The organism is Lacibacter sp. MH-610 (assembly GCF_045780045.1).
Taxonomy (GTDB): Bacteria; Bacteroidota; Bacteroidia; order Chitinophagales; family Chitinophagaceae; genus Lacibacter.
Window position 1 is genome coordinate 335,103 of record NZ_CP116002.1, and the last position, 15,894, is coordinate 350,996.

A 15,894-nucleotide genomic window follows, 5' to 3' on the forward strand; every position below is an offset into this window, starting at 1 on the left:
AGTAAGGTAAACAAATTCCGGAAGAATCAATAGGAATTAAGGGAGCAGCACTGTTTGTTTTCTCTTTTTAAGAATTAAGAAGTTTATGATCCAGGTACTTAATATCGGCGTCAATAAGATTGTAAAATAAATGAGATAAGATACATTAACAACTGGCTGCTCTTTAGCAAGTACAAACATTCCTTTTCCTATAGGGCCCTGAGAAAAAATGAAACCCTGTGTTAGGTTCCATCCTAAGTGTATGGCGCATGGAATGAATAATGAAAAAGATTTTGTATAACCATAAGCATAAAGTGCACCCATTATTCCGGTTAGTAAAAATGTGATGGCCATTTGAACAGGCTGGCCAAAAACTTCCTGTGAAAACCAATGATAGATACCAAATGCTATGGATGAAATGATGATTGCTTTAGGAACACCCAGTTTTTTTATGAGAATATAAAATAACACACCTCTGAAAATCAATTCTTCGAACAAGACAGATTTTATATTCCACCAAATGGCGTTCAGGGCGATCTTGGTTGTAAGGGATTCATTCCGGTTCCATACCTCTTTTCCAAAATACATTCTCAAAAAGAAACCACTGGAGCAGCAAAAAGCGGTAATTAAAAAGAAGAGTATAAAATCCAAAATCCTTTTTTTAGTGGGATAAAAGCCGAGGAATGATAAATTTCCCTTTTCATAGATCCAGATAATCAACCAGGAAATTGCTAATTGAACAATAATTCCTAACATAAAGGTTGTTTAAGCGGTTATTGGTTTGGGTAGTTTGTATACAACGGCAGGTATTTTCGAAGGCTGGGCTTTATTCGTCGAGCCTCAAACTGCAGCACAACAGAATTACCGCTTCTCATTGGTCCAATGTCCAGCCCCACTATTGGCAATACCAATGTTGTGCGTTCGCCATATTAATCAATTTCAAACATTGGTCCTTTCCTGAGCGTCACTGCTCTTGTTCTTAAATAGTTGACGTTTTCGTCTATGTATGAATTTTTAAATAAATTGGTGTACCAGAGATTATGAATCATGCAATATTCCGTGAAAAATTGATGCTTATCGTTTTCCCAGTCAGCACCATATTCGCTGAGCCAGTTGTAAAACAAAAGCATTTGCTCATGATTAGAGAGCTGTGCTCGTAGAATTTTCAGGTATTTCATTTTTTCGTCGTAATCTGTAACTATATCACTATTTGCAACTGACTTAACAGCTAAATAAAGATGTCTGAAATAATGCCCAAGCCTTGATGCATGACCTGCAAATGGTTTGTAGTTGAAATATAGTTTTACATAAGGTAGAAACTCTTTTCGGTCTTGATTATTCTTTATAATACTTGTGTCGGGATTTTCGTGTTGTCTTCTTGCTTTCTTCAATATTTCAACCATGATTGATTCTTCTGGAAATCTAACTTCAAACTCCTCAAGTCCTGAAAAAAAAAGAGCATAACACTTGTTGAAAATTTCATCCGTAAGTTTTCCATCTTTTGTAAATAAAGAAAGGATACATTCAAATTCGGTTTTCATTGTGACAAACACTTTCCTTCCCTCGGTAATTCTTTGAATTTTAGTTAAGGTTGAACCTTCTTCAAAATCATAGCCTTCAATTTTCATTTCAGTTATATTATCTCTATGCAAGCGTAACATTTCATAAAATTTCGATTCAAACTGTTGAAGCCGGATTTGTTTATTTTGGTTGTCAATTTGCTCCTGTAATTGCTTTTTATTCTCATCCTGCTCTCTTAAGAATAATTCTCTTTGAAGTAAGTTTGCTTTATACTGGATATAGAATGCAAGTCCTGTAACTACTACGCCTGCAAGTGCCACAAATGGATTCATCAGTCCTCCTATGGTATCCCCAATCTGTCCAGTCTGTGTGAAGTTAAAGTCAGCGCTAGCAGAAGGTCTTGTAAGCAGAAATGGTGCAACAAAAGAAATAATAAGAAAAAGAAATGCAAGTATCAAAAGTCCTTTCACTTTCCAGTCTAAAGAAGTAATTTGGCTCAATCTGTCCGTTGGTAAATTGGTTTTAAGTGACTCGTTTGAATTTGTTCGGGTTTGTCTGAAAGCCAAAAAACATACACCAGAAACCAATAAGAATAACATTATGGTGTTTATAATTAAATATGTTGTCATTTAGAAGATGGTTGGTATGGTGACGCACAACATTCGAGTATTTGCGAAGGCACGGAATTCAATGATTGTCCTGCCAAGTACAAATGCCCATTTAAAAATATGTTGTTGAAGTTAATAATTAAAGTTGAACATCGAGCCCGAACCGCTGCTGATGCTTGCACATAGCTGATGCTACAATGTCAAACCCTGCTTTTGCAAATACTTTTGTTGGCAGTAGTTTTTTAGATTGAATATTTCAACACAACATTATTCACTAAGTCTTCAATAAACTCAACTGCCTTACTTTCTAACATTTTTAAAGAGGACGGATGAGCATAGGAATTCCTAATTCCAAGTTTGGTGTCCAAAATCTTTCTAACATCGTTTGTTATGATGCCACCAGATTTGCAAAACTCAATAAACTTACCCTCTGGAATTTCACTAAAATCATCCTTTTTTGATACAGAAGTAATTTTTATTCTTTTGTCAGTGTTTTTTGACAACGCTGTATTAAAATTTGCTAGTTCATGTTTTAATATAAATTCAAAAAGGTGGTCAATCGTTAAGTTCCATACCATTACAATCGAAGCTCGGTAAGCTTCTATTTCAAAACAACTAATTGCTTCCTTTAAAAACTCATTTTCGTTGGGATTTGTTACATGGCTCAGTAAAGAAGATAAATCACTCGTAGCTTTTGCTTTTAAGGGTTTTGTCTTTAGAGTAGCTTCAATGGAAAGCCTTCTTTCTCTGTGCAATTGAAATCCTTCTTTTGTCCTTAAAAATTTAGGCGGGATTTTACCAATTTTTTTCAGATTATTTGTCAAGTACTGTGATATGTATGCGTAAGGAAGTAAATCTAGTAACACATAACATTCACGAATTAATGTGGCTGATGTTTTTGTAATACTTTTTTTTACAGACAAAAAATATAAAAAGTAGTCAATTTGCTCAGTCTGACTAAACCCGAAAAAGCCTTCAGCACTTAAAGCAAATTCTTCTAGTTCCTCTTTCGTTACTGTTGACATTTATTTCTTTGCTTTTTGCTTAGGCAAATCATGTTCTACAAAGTTCTTTCCACGAAGTGGAATTTTGATATTGTTTATATCTCCTGTGTCAATGTATCCATTTTTGCTTGCAGTGTCTCTAAGACTTTGTATAAAGGCTTCAGGAGGTCTCTTTGTCACTTCTTTGTAACAAGTGAATATATGACTTGGTGTAATTCCTGATAGTTCCAATATTTCAGATAAATAGTATACTGCAACTGAGTTAAACTCATTTGAAGCACCAGGTTTTTTTTCTTCATAAAAGTCCTTGAAAGATTTTTCACCTTTCTTTCTTAAATCAAGGTCTTTTATTAGCGTTACGCTATCGTTGCTCTTTTTGGCTGATTTACCGCTTGGTTTTGATGTTGATGCACTCTTAGTCTTAGCCTTTGGAGTTAGTTTTTCTGTTTCGCTACTTTCATCAACCTTAGTCTCAGGTTTTTTGTCTAAGAAATGACTAGTCAAAATGTCAAATACTTTTGGCTGAATATTCTCAGGATATTTTTTAAGTACGTCTGCTATTGCAAGCAACTCGTTTTTAATTTCATCGTATGTTCTCATAATATCAGTTTAAGTTAGAAATGTCCAATTAATTTCTGCCAACACATAAATATACGCAACTTCATTCCCATCCCAAATTTTCAAAACATTGATTTTCACCTCTTGTTTATAACGCAATTTGTATGGCACTTTGCGTCAATGCTCTTTCTTATCTTCACACAAAACCATTTCCAATGCATCGTTTTTTGTTAAGCTGTTTCCTGTTTCTATCGTTTACTGCTTCCGCCCAGGTGCTGCCCCTGCGGGAGCAATCCAGAGTGATTGATGAAATCCTTGCGGATCGTTTCAATAATTTATTACCCGTTCTTATGGAACGCAACGGTATTGACATGTGGGTGATCGTATCAAGAGAGTACAATGAAGATCCTGTGCTGCGTACCATGCTGCCCTCTACCTGGATCTCTGCACGCCGCCGCACCATCCTTGTGTTTTATTATAACGCAGAAAAGAAAGTAATGGAAAAACTGGCCATTGCCCGTTACAATGTGGGCGACAATATTAAAGCGGCCTGGGATCTTACCAAATTTCCCAACCAGTGGGATGCACTCATGGACATCATTACCACACGCAACCCCAAAAAGATCGGCATCAATACTTCCACCCATTACGGTCATGCAGACGGGATGGATGTAACCGACTACAACGAATTCATAAGTAAGTTGCCTGCTGCCTTTAAATCAAAAGTTACGAGTGCAGAAACGCTGGCGGTAAACTGGCTGGAAACAAGAACCGAGCGGGAGATGCAGTACTATCCGCAGCTCATCAGCATCACCCATAAAATTATTGAAGAAGGTTTTTCAGAAAAAGTAATCACGCCCGGTATTACCACTACCGATGATGTGGTGTGGTGGTTCCGTGAAAAGATCAACAGCCTGGGTTTGCAAACATGGTTTCATCCTTCGGTATCCGTGCAACGAAACGATCCGCAGAATTTTGAACACCTGCGCAGTTTCAGCAACCGTCCCAAAGATGATGTGATACAACCCGGTGATCTGCTGCATGTAGACATTGGTATTACCTACCTGCGCCTGAACACCGATGTACAGCAACATGCGTATGTGCTTCGTCCCGGCGAAACGGATGTGCCGCAAAGCATTAAAGACGCTTTTGCCAAAGCCAACCGCCTCCAGGATATTCTTACTTCTCAATTCAAGCAGGGTAAAACAGGCAACCAGATCCTTGCTGACGCCCTCGCACAGGCGAAGAAGGAAAATATTGCTGCTACCATCTACACGCATCCGTTGGGTTTTCATGGTCATGCTGCAGGACCCACCATTGGTTTGTGGGACATGCAGGGCGGTGTACCCGGCCCCGGTGATTTCCCCATGAACTACCGCACGGCATACAGTATTGAACTCAATGCCGCTACTGATCTTCCGGAATGGAAAAAAAGCATCCGCATTATGCTGGAAGAAGACGGCTACTTTGATGAAAAGGGTTTCCGTTACATCGGTGGAAGACAGAAAGAAATCTATCTCATTCCACGCAGCAGCAAAAACATTTCTGTTCAATAATTTTTTTACCACGAAGGCACAAAGAGGCAAAGGATCATAAAAACAGACCTGACAGGTTGCAAACTCAGACAGTGCTTAACCTGTCAGGTCAAATCATAGTTCACTAATTTTCTTCTTTGCGTCTTCGTGTCTTGGTGGTTGCCTTTATTACTTCTTCACCGTTACAACTGCACTGTCTGTATAAATGCGGTTGTTTTTAATGGAGTACGTAGCGTGTACATTTCTTCCGTTGAACACAGTAACAATAATTCCGGTGCTGCCCAGCTCTGCTTTGTTGAGCATAAATTTCCGGCTGAGGTTGGTACCTGCCAGTGTTTCTTCATACATGGGCGCACCATATTCATCTGTGATCACGATGGTGTACCTGCCATAAGCAGTGTTACTGATGCTGAGCTCATACACGGGTTCGTTTTTAATAAAGCCCGCTGTTTTTATTTCGCTTACCGGTGATTCGTTTGTTTGTGCCTCTGCGGCAAATGCTGTTGTACTTAAAAAGAAAAGGATAGCAACGGCCGGTTTAATGAAATGCTTTTTCATAAAAAGTTTTTTTAATAGGTTTTAATAAATGTTTTTCTTTCTGATGGCAGGCCGCCGTTGGGAGTATTTGCAAACAGGTGCCCGGTTTTACGGAGGAAGGCGTTTGTGTTTTTTTGCCTTAGCTGGTGTAAAAGTAGAGCGTACTGCTTTGCGGTTCAAACCAAACAAAAGTTGTTTTGATTGTGTACAACAGGATCTTTTTTGAAGAAAACCTTTGCCCATCAAGGTTTTGAGCGTTTGATTTCCATGATGCCCAGCTACTTTGTTATGCAATTGTTACTGAATAAAAATACTTTTGCTGCATGCCTTCTGTTGCTCCTCCCTACCGTGGAATTTTTTTTATGCTGCTGGCGGCATTGGGCTTTTCCATTATGGGTGGTGCGGCCAAAGCATTGAAAGAAAGTTTCAATGCGGGTCAGTTGGTGTTCTGGCGCAACAGTGTTGGTTTGCTGGTGCTGGTGGTGAGCTTTGCACAACGGGCACCTGTAAACGCAGGCAGCAAACCGCTGCGTTTGTTATTCCGTGGATTGATGGGCACTACTGCTTTGTACACCCTGCTGTATTGCATCATGCATCTGCCGCTGGGTACGGCCATGAGTTATAATCTTACATCGGCTTTGTTCATTGCTTTGTTTTCGTTTTTCCTGTTCAGAGAATATGCGGGCAGTAAGGTGTTGCTGGCTGTATTGATTGGTTTTACCGGTATGCTGCTTATTTACAAACCTAATATTGATCTGCCCTGGTATTATCATTTAGCCGGGCTCATCAGCGGCATCAGCTCGGCCGTTGCTTATTTAACCGTTGGTAAACTCACACAGTATTATGATACAAGAGTCATCGTTGCTTCGTTTGTAGTAACAGGTGTAGTAACCCCGTTGCTCTTTGTGCTGGTGAAGTTTCTGTTACAACTCCCGGCAGATGAATTGTTTTTTATTGATTGGCGCTGGCCATCGGGCACAGAGTGGTGGTGGGTGCTGTTGCTGGGCACTGCTGCTTTGTTTGGACAATACTTTGTAACCAAAGCTTATGGTGCTGATAAAGCAGGAATTGTTTCTGCCATCAGCTATGCCAATATTCCGTTCAGCATTATCATTGGTATGCTGCTGGGTGATGCGTTTCCGGATGCGTATTCGTTCATTGGCATTCTCTGCATCATCAGCAGCGGTGTGCTGGTTTCGTTTTTAAAAAAGCGTAAGGCTGTTTAATGTGTTACCAGCCGGTTACTCTCCTTATCCTGTTAAGCAGATCGTTGTAAATATTCCGCATCAACTGTTCAAACACTTCTTCCCGGTTGGGTAATGGTTGATTCTGTCCACGGTTAATGAGATTCCAGTCATTATCCTCCAGAGCCCTCCGGTCGCCGCTGTAAGTAGCAAACTCAATGCTGGTGCGGTAGCTGGCAGGAATGGCTTGCCAGTCAACCTGTGTTCTGTTTTTAGCATCGGTAAAAATAATGTTCATATCTGCATTGGCTTCGAGGTAACGTTCGGTTACATACACCGTTGCTGTTACGGTTTGATAGATGGGTTTGTTAGCCGTATCTCTTCCCGTTTCAATTTTTTTGCTGCGGTTGTAGTTGCGTGTTCTGTCTCTTGGTTGATCAGAACGCATGTTGCGCCAAACCATATCAATCACCATATCAGGAGCACGGTTTTCTCTTCTTAAATCCCACTCATTAAAATAATAAGCCGGGATGTTTCTGTTGTTTCTTCCACCAAGGTCACGGATGATTTGATTTTGCAGTTGCTGATCCCGGCTGTTGTAATTATTCCAGTTCCAGTTATTATTAAAACCAAATCCATCGTACTGCACCTGGTTCACCAGTACATAGATGAGGCTGCGGTCAAATGCCTCCTGCATTTTTTGACGTGCATCTTTATAGTTGGGTACATAGCTGATGGATTTGTTATACGCCTCAAAGGCTTCTTTGTAATTGTTTCTTCCGGCACGTTCAAAATAATCATTGGCATAATTATACCAGTCTGCAGCGGCGCTGTCTTTTGCCTCGGCAATGTTGCGGTAAAAATTTACCGGCTTAATCATACGCACTGCATATTGATTGGTGTTGATGATGTCAAACATCTGCTGCATGGCCTGCATTTCAGGAATCATCCTGTCCCATTTTTGCGGTGGCGCATCGTAACGGTAATTGCTGATGTTTTGCTGTGCCCGTTGCAGCGCCGGTTCATATACAGAGCGGATATCAGCCAGCACTTTATCATCACTTCCTTTTTTGGTTAGACGCTTGATGAGTGTTTCGAGGTCTTTTGTTTCGCTTCTGTAAATACCACGGCTGCAGGCGGCCAATAAAATGATACAGGTTATAAAAAAGAGAGGTGTAAAAAATTTCTTCATACGATTGAATTTTGGGTGATGCCTTTTACTAAAACAAAGGATGTACCAAAGCATGATTTCTTCTTTTCTTTAACGTAATTCCTGCTATTGTATTTTGGGTTCAAAATATTGCCATAGTAATTTACTCAGCTTGCGGCTAAGTTCCCATGCTTCATTGCCTGCGCCCCAGCTCTGGTCTTTGTTGTTTTTGGTGATGATGCAGAACACATAAGGATGGTGGGGTGCATTCACCAGCATTACTTCGCTTCGACTGGCATTTACCGCCCCGTTCTTACTGAACACTTCAATGGTAGGCGGTATTTGTGATAATCCTTCTTCATCCCAGTAATTACGGCCCAGCATACGCATCATAGCAATGCAACTGCTGTCGTCAAAAATTTCTTTTTTATAAATACGCTCCAGCAATGTGGCCATTTCACGGGGTGTGGTTTGTCCCCAGCCATAAATGCTACGGTTGCTTTCCCTGCCGGGTGTTCTTGAATTCACTCTTGTATGCACAAAGCCGAGACTATCCATAAGTTGGTTGATGCGGGTGCCGCCGCCGGCCAAACTTTGCAACCAGAGACTGGCCGTATTATCACTGGTGGTAAGCATGAGCATGAGCACTTTACTCAGTTCTACTTTTTCATTGTTTTTATAAGAACCCAGAATATCCACTCCTGCATACAACAATGAATCTTTATAGATGAGTTCCTTATGATAGGTGAGTTCTTTGGTACGCAGTTTATCCATAATACCCACCAGTATCGGCACTTTTACCATGCTTGCGGTGGGGAATACTGTGTCGGCATTAATCGCAACAATCTTCCCGGTTTTTAAATTTTTTACATACACACCAATGTCACCCTTAAAGCCACTGATGAGTTGCTGAATGCGGGCTGTTAATTTTTGATCTGTTTTTTGCGCTTGTGTAATGGTGCACAGAAAGAAAAGTACAAGAAGGAGTCGGGTTGATTTCATACTGATGATTCTGGCCTAAAGCTACATTACGCTTTTGAAACTTGTAAACCGTTTGTTTAAATTCGTTGTAAATTGATGCAATGCGGAAAGCCAACTCTTATTTAGATCTTGTATTGAATCCCTTCAATCTCTTCCGCACCAAACGGATCTTAAACATCAACCCCACGGTTATTCCGCAGCGCAAGGAACCGGAATCAATTAATCTTTATGTGTATGATTATGATGCGGAAAATATTCATGAAGAGCGTTTAAAAAATGTAAAAGACTGTTTCACTTATAAACACTCCAACCGGGTTACCTGGATCAATATAGATGGTTTGCGGAGAACGGATGTGGAAGTGATCTGTAATCATTACGGTATTCACCCGCTGGTGCAGGAAGATATTCTCAGCATCGGGCAGCGACCCAAGGTGGATGAAATTGAAGGCGTGATGTTCTGTCTGCTCAACATGCTGTACTTTAATGAAAAGGAATCGGCCGTTGAAGTGGAGCAGATTTCTATTGTGCTGGGTGAGCAGTTTGTACTCAGTTTCCAGGAAGATGCGTCCCGTGATGTATTCAATCCGCTGCGGGATAAAATACAGTTCCGTCAAAACAAAATCCGCCAGAGCGGAACGGATTATTTGTTTTATACCTTGATTGACCTCATCGTTGACAGCTATTTTGTGGTGATGGAAAGACTGAGTGATAAAATTGAAACACTGGAAGAAGATATTGTCCGCAACCCCAACAAGCGAACGCTGGCACGCATTAACCAGCTGCGTAAAGAAATGATTGTACTGAAACGGAACATTGCTCCCGTACGTGATATGGTGAATGGCATCTTAAGAAGTGAAAGTAATTTGCTGGAGGAGCGGACGGGAAAGTATTTTAAAGATATTTATGATCATATTGTGCAGGCAAATGACCTGGCGGAGAACTACCGTGATATGATGATGAACCTTCATGATCTGTACCTGAGCAATGTAAACCTCAAGATGAATGAGGTAATGAAGGTGATGGCCATTGTTACCTGTTTGCTGGCGCCGGCTACGGTGATCGGTGGTTTGTTCGGGATGAATTTTGATGTGATTCCTTATGCACATCACCGCTGGGGTTTTTATATTGCTTGTAGTTTGATGGTATTAATTCCGCTGGTGATGCTGTATATTTTCCGCAGACGGGGATGGTTTTAACTTTTTAAATCAATCAACATGAGAAGATTTTTCTTTATTCTTTTAATGCTTTTTGCCATGACAACATTTGCACAAACTCCTGAAGAAAAAATTAAGAGCAATGGTTTGGTATTACCACCCGTGAGCAAACCTATTGCCAACTATGTAAAATATGTACGCACCGGTAATTTGATTTTTTTAGCAGGACACGGACCTACCAAAGCTGATGGCAGTAATGTAACCGGTAAAGTAGGAAAGGATTTAACCATTGAACAAGGTTATGAAGCAGCAAAGATTACGGCGCTGAGTTTGATTGCAACGTTGAAAGATGCATTGGGTGATCTGAGTAAAGTAAAACGCATTGTAAAAGTGAATGGTTATGTCAACTGCCTGCCTGATTTTACAGAGCAACCCAAAGTGATCAATGGCTGCAGCGATCTGCTGGTATTGGTATTTGGTGATAAAGGCAAGCATGCACGTGCGGCTATGGGCATGGTAGCGCTGCCTTCTAATATTGCTGTAGAGATTGAGATGGTGGTGGAGGTGGAAGATTGATGAAACGTATACTGCTACTTCATTTTTGTTTTATACCTCTTTGTGTATTTGCGCATGGAGAAGATGTTTTGTCTTATTTTTTTATACAGTTTGTGTTCATCAACTTACTGCTTCTTTTTTTATCGTTCATAAAGCTGCCGGGTAAAAAGAAAATCTTTCTGTTCTTAATATCCTTTACCTCATTGATTATAAGTAATGCTGTTTTATTCATCCTTAATTTACCCTTTTCAAAATACAGTATATTGATAAACTCATTGGTTGTAGTCTTTCCGCTGCTTACAACATTAATTGGTTGGAGAATTTTGAAAAAAGCAGAAGATTAAAAATGCTCCATGCTTTTGAGCATTTCATATTCGGTTTCGTAGCTGCTGTGTTTAAACCAGCCGATGACAAAACCACCGCCCAGCCAGAACATAATTTCAAACAGGAGAAAGATTAATCCGCCGATGCTGGTGTATAAATTCAGGAAGCCTTTATAGTCAAAAAGAAGCTGGGCCAGTTTAATCACAAAGAATAAAATCATTCCTTCCCGCAACACTCCGTAATACAAAATGTATTTCCAGCGTGGCATAAGGCGGCGTTTTTCCCAATGTTTGAGGAAGCGCCTTTGCTTCAGCGTTAGCCGGTAAGGATGATAGTTGGAGAGGTCGTTGATTTGCATCGGGACTTTGGGGCCTCGGTTGGTTTTGGTTTATTTTTGCTTAAATACAGGAACCGTACTGCAGGGTTCTCCATACATAATGCTCTTTGCTACCGGTTGCAGCTTACGGGTAATTTCAAAATAGGCTTCAGCAGGTATTGGTTCATCTCCACAACCTTTTACCACAATTCTTTTGCCGGCATACTCTTCACTGTTTAACCTGTTAATGGCTGCCAGCAGTTCCCGTTGCCTCCACTGTTCCGGTGTTTCCATAAACAGTTGCGTGGTTTGTGGTGCCAGGTAAGATGCCAGTAACATATAAGCCCATACCGGAATCACTGCATCAGCACTGCAAATAATCAACACTGTTTTCTGCCGGTATTGCTCCCAATTGGTATTTTTCAATGCCTCCCGAAAATCTTTTTCTTTTAAGATCAACCCCATGAACAGGTAATCTTTTAAATCAAAAATCACGGGTTGCTCCAGGGGCAGTAATTCTTCCAAGTCAATAGTTACCAGGGCGCTTTCAGCAACTTTGTTTACTATCGGTTCACTCATATCCTCTTTGCTTTGTTGATAGTAAAACTACGGCAAATATGAAACATCGATTTTAAGAACAGTACACCATCGTATTTTTTCATACCGCAACTCGTAGAATTACTGTTAATAAAAATGGGCATAACTCAAAATTATGCCCATTTACATTCTTATGATTCAATGTGATTAATAGAAGGTGATCCTGTTGTCTTTTATAGTAGCTGATTTACGCAATCCCTCTGTGTACTTATAACCAATATTTCCTTTGAGTGATTGTTCCATCTGCATACGGCGCATCAGGTAATCACCATCCGTAGATGGTTTTAAACCGATGGATTCGTTTTTCACCAGGAATACGCCTGAATTACCGGCGATGGGTTCTGATACTTTGCCTTTGTTTTTTGCATCAAAAGAAACACCGGTAACTTTTGATTCCTGGCCGATGCCCGGAATAAACGGTGATAAGAAAGAAATGCTGTCAGCTCTGTTTACTACTGTTTTAAAATCAGCAGCAACGGCGTTCAGGTCTCTCTTGGTTCCGATCTTCTTAATAATCTGTTCCGCTTTTTTGTAATTACGTACAATGCTTTCTACCTGCATGCGTACATCTTTGGCACGTGGTACTCCTTCTTCTTTTTCTTCTGTAACCACTGCTACCACATATTTATCGCCAATGCTCTCCGGTTCAGATACAGCGCCGATTTTATTTTCATAAGCCCATTTGATTAAACGGCGGGCGCCGCCAATACCGATGATAGAATAATCATTCGGTTTTACTTCTGCCACACGGGTAGCAAGTTTTTTCTTTTGTGCATTGGCATCAAATGATTTCAGATCCCTGCTTTCAGATGCAAACTGTGTTGCAGCGGTACTGGCAGCATTAATGGTTTCATCACTCGCTTCTACCGGCTTGGCATAGTAAGCAATCTTAAACGCAGGTTCAAAATTCTTTTGACTGATTACTTCAATATAGTGCCAGCCAAATTGTGTTTTGATTACTTTTTTAGTTCCTGCAGGATTGTAGAAAATAAATTCTGAAAACTCTTTGGCCAGTGTTCCGAACTGCTGACTGGTAAATTCATATTCACCGCCATTGTCTTTACTTCCCTGGTCTGTGCTGAACTGTGCGGCCAATGTTTTAAAATCACTTCCTTTAGCAACAGCTGCAGCAATACTGTCTGCTTTAGCATGAGCAACACTGTCGCCCATAATTTCTGCGCCGGTTTGAGGATCTCTTGTACCAAATAATATATGACGGCATTTTACTGAATCGGGTAAGGTACGTTTGCCCACCATGCGTGCCAGTACAAAATTGCCTCCATCGAGGTAAGGACCAAATACACCACCATCTGCAAGACCTTGAATAGAATCTGCATTTGGCACCTGCATTTTTGATTTCAATACAAATCCATCAAAATAAGTTACAGCAGAACCATTGGCGTTTACAAACTGTGCTGCATCTGCAGCCTGTACAAATTGAGATTTCATTTTAGCAACTGCATCTTTTGCAGCGGCTGTATCAGCAGCAGTGGGGGCTGCATCAAAAACGATATAGGAAATAGTGCGGCTCTTTTCCTGTTTGTATTCTGCTTTATGTTTTTGAAGATAGCTGTCAATATCTCCATCAGTTACCGCTACTGTACTATCCGGAATGGAAGCATAAGGAATAGCTACATAGCTGATAGAAGCAATAGCGTTTTGATCATTAACATCTTTATCACTCAGCCATTTGGGGTAGTACACGCTTCCTGCAAACAACGCATTGTATTTATTTCTTAAGCCGGTACTCACCAGGTAAGCAATCAGGTTCTTTTCAACGTACTGGCGCTGGGGATCGTTGGCTTTTTTCTTTTTTAATGAATTGATGAACTGGCGTGCCGCATTGGCATCATAAGTACCCTGCGGTGTTTTAAACTGCTGGGCCAGAACCGGGGGCGGGTTATCACCGTACAACGCTTCGTTCATATCCGTTGCTGAAAAAGTAAGACCCAGTTTATCATATTCATTCTTGAGCAGGGTCTCTTCTACTTCATTATTCCATAAAGCGTCAATAATCTGCTGGCGCATTTCTTCATTCACTTCCATACCTTGTGAACGGTAATTGGCTTCCATTTCTTCCACACGGGTGCTGAAGGTGGCATACTCAATTTCCTTACCGTTTACTTTTCCTAAAGTGGTGCTGTTTCCGCCAAAAACATTGGTACGGCTGCTTAAAGCATCCATTAAAATAAATCCGATCAAGCTCAAAGCAATCACAGCAATACTTACCGCTGCATACCTTTCCCTGATCTGCTGAATAATTGACATAATATTCTATTGTGTACGTTAAAAAAGTGAGCGGCAAAAATAGGGGAAAAAAGAGTTGGAACAAATTGTGGAAAACTCCGCAAAACAGCGCAGGATAAGCGTTTTAAGAAAACGGATGGGCAAGTACTTAAAACAGGAGACAAGGTTGTTAACACCGGGGTGTGAATGGCTGTGGATTAGGATGGATAACCTGCGTAAAAATCGATGTGAGTTTCTGAACGGACGGTGGATTAAAAGCAAAGTTCCGGACCGCAGTACCGGGAGTCTTAATTACCGGCCATTTATTCCACGGGTTTGCACACAGCTGTGAAGTAAAAAGAACCTTGATTTTTTACAGTGATTACAGAATCCACAATTGTGCACAACCAACGTAAATCTTTAATGGTACTGCATTTTGTATGTGGATGGAATTGTGAATTACAGTGTATAAACTGCAGAGTTCTACCTTTGCAGCGATGTAAAAAAGAATCTATCCACAAATTCACAGCCATAATAGTAATAGTGTTTTATATAAATAAATATCTATTAATAGTTATTAAGTGAAATAAAGGACTGATGAATCAATAACAGACTTAAATTCAATCAAAGAAAAAAAATAAAAACAAATGATGAACGAGGTATTGGTCGGCGCCGCCAAAGCAGAGGTGGATAAGAAGGGCTTCCTTGACCTGGAACTGGATCCTGAGCTGGATCTGTTCGCAGAAATTGAGCGGCTTAAAAAGCAAAAGAATGCCATTGTGCTGGCACATTATTACCAGGAGCCCGATATCCAGGATGTGGCAGATTATATTGGTGATAGCTTGGGGCTGGCCCAGAAAGCTGAAGCCACCAATGCTGATATGATTGTGTTTGCCGGTGTGCATTTTATGGCAGAAACGGCCAAAATTCTCAACCCAACTAAAAAAGTGGTCATCCCCGATCTGCTTGCCGGATGTTCTTTGAGCGATAGTTGTCCGCCGCCTTTGTTTGAACAGTTCAAAAAGCAATACCCGGATCACCTGGTGATTTCCTACATCAACTGCAGTGCAGGTATTAAGGCGCTAAGTGACATCATCTGCACCAGCAGTAATGCACAAAAGATTGTGGAAAGCCTGCCACCTGAGCAAAAGATCATTTTTGCACCTGATAAAAACCTGGGTGCTTACATCAATAAAGTAACAGGCCGCAATATGGTGCTTTGGAACGGTGCCTGCATGGTGCATGAAATTTTCAGTGTTGAAAAAATTACAAAACTAAAAATGCGTCATTCCAACGCTAAAGTAATAGCACATCCTGAATGTGAAGAACCGGTATTGAGATTGGCTGATTTTATTGGCAGCACCACACAACTTTTAAAGTATTCTATGACTGACAGCAGCAATGAATATATTGTTGCTACGGAAACCGGTATTCTGCACCAGATGATGAAGAGCAGCCCGCAAAAGACATTTATTCCTGCGCCACCCAATAACAGTTGTGCCTGTAATGATTGTCCGCACATGAAACGGAATACACTGGAAAAAATTTATTTATGTATGGAGTATGAAACGCCTGAAATTATGATGGATGAAGAATTGCGGTTAGCAGCTAAAAAGCCGATTGATAAAATGCTGGAGTTAAGTGCTCAGTTTGGATTATAAAAAG

The 15,894-nt window shown here is 40.6% G+C and carries 15 protein-coding genes; 5 read left to right on the forward strand and 10 right to left on the reverse strand.

Annotation, left to right across the window (positions count from 1 at the left end):
• Positions 1-36 precede the first annotated feature (36 nt).
• From PDL71_RS01520 to PDL71_RS01535, 4 genes are all read right to left on the reverse strand, one after another.
• Positions 37-735, reverse strand: a complete 699-nt coding sequence (locus PDL71_RS01520; RefSeq protein ID WP_407524446.1) for a CPBP family intramembrane glutamic endopeptidase — start codon at positions 733-735, stop codon at positions 37-39.
• A 173-nt stretch (positions 736-908) separates the two neighbouring features.
• Positions 909-2,129, reverse strand: a complete 1,221-nt coding sequence (locus tag PDL71_RS01525) for a putative phage abortive infection protein (RefSeq protein ID WP_407524448.1) — start codon at positions 2,127-2,129, stop codon at positions 909-911.
• Between the two features lie 221 nt (positions 2,130-2,350).
• Positions 2,351-3,133 carry a hypothetical protein gene (locus tag PDL71_RS01530; RefSeq protein WP_407524450.1) on the reverse strand — a complete coding sequence of 261 codons (783 nt, stop codon included), beginning with the start codon at positions 3,131-3,133 and terminating at the stop codon, positions 2,351-2,353.
• A complete protein-coding gene (locus PDL71_RS01535) occupies positions 3,134-3,712 on the reverse strand; it encodes a hypothetical protein (protein WP_407524452.1) in 579 nt (192 codons plus the stop codon).
• Between the two features lie 173 nt (positions 3,713-3,885).
• Here PDL71_RS01535 and PDL71_RS01540 point away from each other — a divergent pair, with 173 nt between their 5' ends.
• On the forward strand, positions 3,886-5,226 hold the full coding sequence (locus tag PDL71_RS01540; protein ID WP_407524454.1) for a M24 family metallopeptidase: 1,341 nt from the start codon (positions 3,886-3,888) through the stop codon (positions 5,224-5,226).
• Positions 5,227-5,373: 147 nt separating this feature from the next.
• Here the strand turns inward: PDL71_RS01540 and PDL71_RS01545 are convergent, their stop codons facing one another.
• The gene (locus PDL71_RS01545; protein ID WP_407524456.1) at positions 5,374-5,763 is read right to left on the reverse strand and encodes a hypothetical protein; all 390 of its coding nucleotides are present in this window, start codon (positions 5,761-5,763) and stop codon (positions 5,374-5,376) included.
• 302 nt (positions 5,764-6,065) lie between these two features.
• On the opposite strand from PDL71_RS01545, the gene PDL71_RS01550 reads away from it, so the two are divergent.
• Positions 6,066-6,968, forward strand: a complete 903-nt coding sequence (locus PDL71_RS01550) for a DMT family transporter (RefSeq protein WP_407524458.1) — start codon at positions 6,066-6,068, stop codon at positions 6,966-6,968.
• A gap of 4 nt (positions 6,969-6,972) precedes the next feature.
• On the opposite strand, the gene PDL71_RS01555 is transcribed toward PDL71_RS01550, so the two are convergent.
• Together PDL71_RS01555 and PDL71_RS01560 are read right to left on the reverse strand one after the other, a co-directional pair.
• Positions 6,973-8,118 (reverse strand): hypothetical protein, encoded by a 1,146-nt coding sequence (locus PDL71_RS01555; RefSeq protein ID WP_407524460.1) that lies wholly within the window; start codon positions 8,116-8,118, stop codon positions 6,973-6,975.
• Positions 8,119-8,202: 84 nt separating this feature from the next.
• A complete protein-coding gene (locus PDL71_RS01560) occupies positions 8,203-9,078 on the reverse strand; it encodes a serine hydrolase (RefSeq protein ID WP_407524462.1) in 876 nt (291 codons plus the stop codon).
• An 80-nt stretch (positions 9,079-9,158) separates the two neighbouring features.
• Here PDL71_RS01560 and corA point away from each other — a divergent pair, with 80 nt between their 5' ends.
• Positions 9,159-10,253, forward strand: a complete 1,095-nt coding sequence (gene corA, locus PDL71_RS01565) for a magnesium/cobalt transporter CorA (RefSeq protein ID WP_407524464.1) — start codon at positions 9,159-9,161, stop codon at positions 10,251-10,253.
• Positions 10,254-10,271: 18 nt separating this feature from the next.
• Entirely contained in the window at positions 10,272-10,787 is a 516-nt protein-coding gene (locus PDL71_RS01570; protein WP_407524466.1) for a RidA family protein, read from the forward strand.
• A gap of 319 nt (positions 10,788-11,106) precedes the next feature.
• On the opposite strand, the gene PDL71_RS01575 is transcribed toward PDL71_RS01570, so the two are convergent.
• From PDL71_RS01575 to PDL71_RS01585, 3 genes are all read right to left on the reverse strand, one after another.
• Positions 11,107-11,358 carry a hypothetical protein gene (locus tag PDL71_RS01575; protein ID WP_407524468.1) on the reverse strand — a complete coding sequence of 84 codons (252 nt, stop codon included), beginning with the start codon at positions 11,356-11,358 and terminating at the stop codon, positions 11,107-11,109.
• Between the two features lie 120 nt (positions 11,359-11,478).
• Positions 11,479-11,985, reverse strand: a complete 507-nt coding sequence (locus PDL71_RS01580; RefSeq protein ID WP_407524470.1) for a DUF2480 family protein — start codon at positions 11,983-11,985, stop codon at positions 11,479-11,481.
• Positions 11,986-12,150: 165 nt separating this feature from the next.
• Entirely contained in the window at positions 12,151-14,271 is a 2,121-nt protein-coding gene (locus PDL71_RS01585; RefSeq protein ID WP_407524472.1) for a peptidylprolyl isomerase, read from the reverse strand.
• A gap of 608 nt (positions 14,272-14,879) precedes the next feature.
• Between PDL71_RS01585 and nadA the strand changes: the two genes are divergently transcribed.
• Positions 14,880-15,890: a quinolinate synthase NadA gene (gene nadA / locus PDL71_RS01590; protein ID WP_407528442.1), complete on the forward strand. Its 1,011-nt coding sequence runs from the start codon at positions 14,880-14,882 to the stop codon at positions 15,888-15,890.
• Positions 15,891-15,894 lie beyond the last annotated feature (4 nt).

Excerpts from the sequence above, each read along its gene's own strand:
- PDL71_RS01555 (WP_407524460.1), bottom strand. The coding sequence starts at position 8,118 with ATGAAGAAATTTTTTACACCTCTCTTTTTTATAACCTGTATCATTTTA.
- PDL71_RS01545 (WP_407524456.1), bottom strand. The coding sequence starts at position 5,763 with ATGAAAAAGCATTTCATTAAACCGGCCGTTGCTATCCTTTTCTTTTTA.
- PDL71_RS01570 (WP_407524466.1), top strand. The coding sequence starts at position 10,272 with ATGAGAAGATTTTTCTTTATTCTTTTAATGCTTTTTGCCATGACAACA.
- PDL71_RS01585 (WP_407524472.1), bottom strand. The coding sequence starts at position 14,271 with ATGTCAATTATTCAGCAGATCAGGGAAAGGTATGCAGCGGTAAGTATT.
- PDL71_RS01535 (WP_407524452.1), bottom strand. The coding sequence starts at position 3,712 with ATGAGAACATACGATGAAATTAAAAACGAGTTGCTTGCAATAGCAGAC.
- PDL71_RS01520 (WP_407524446.1), bottom strand. The coding sequence starts at position 735 with ATGTTAGGAATTATTGTTCAATTAGCAATTTCCTGGTTGATTATCTGG.
- PDL71_RS01530 (WP_407524450.1), bottom strand. The coding sequence starts at position 3,133 with ATGTCAACAGTAACGAAAGAGGAACTAGAAGAATTTGCTTTAAGTGCT.
- PDL71_RS01575 (WP_407524468.1), bottom strand. The coding sequence starts at position 11,358 with ATGCCACGCTGGAAATACATTTTGTATTACGGAGTGTTGCGGGAAGGA.
- PDL71_RS01525 (WP_407524448.1), bottom strand. The coding sequence starts at position 2,129 with ATGACAACATATTTAATTATAAACACCATAATGTTATTCTTATTGGTT.
- corA (WP_407524464.1), top strand. The coding sequence starts at position 9,159 with ATGCGGAAAGCCAACTCTTATTTAGATCTTGTATTGAATCCCTTCAAT.
- PDL71_RS01580 (WP_407524470.1), bottom strand. The coding sequence starts at position 11,985 with ATGAGTGAACCGATAGTAAACAAAGTTGCTGAAAGCGCCCTGGTAACT.
- PDL71_RS01550 (WP_407524458.1), top strand. The coding sequence starts at position 6,066 with ATGCCTTCTGTTGCTCCTCCCTACCGTGGAATTTTTTTTATGCTGCTG.
- PDL71_RS01560 (WP_407524462.1), bottom strand. The coding sequence starts at position 9,078 with ATGAAATCAACCCGACTCCTTCTTGTACTTTTCTTTCTGTGCACCATT.
- PDL71_RS01540 (WP_407524454.1), top strand. The coding sequence starts at position 3,886 with ATGCATCGTTTTTTGTTAAGCTGTTTCCTGTTTCTATCGTTTACTGCT.
- nadA (WP_407528442.1), top strand. The coding sequence starts at position 14,880 with ATGAACGAGGTATTGGTCGGCGCCGCCAAAGCAGAGGTGGATAAGAAG.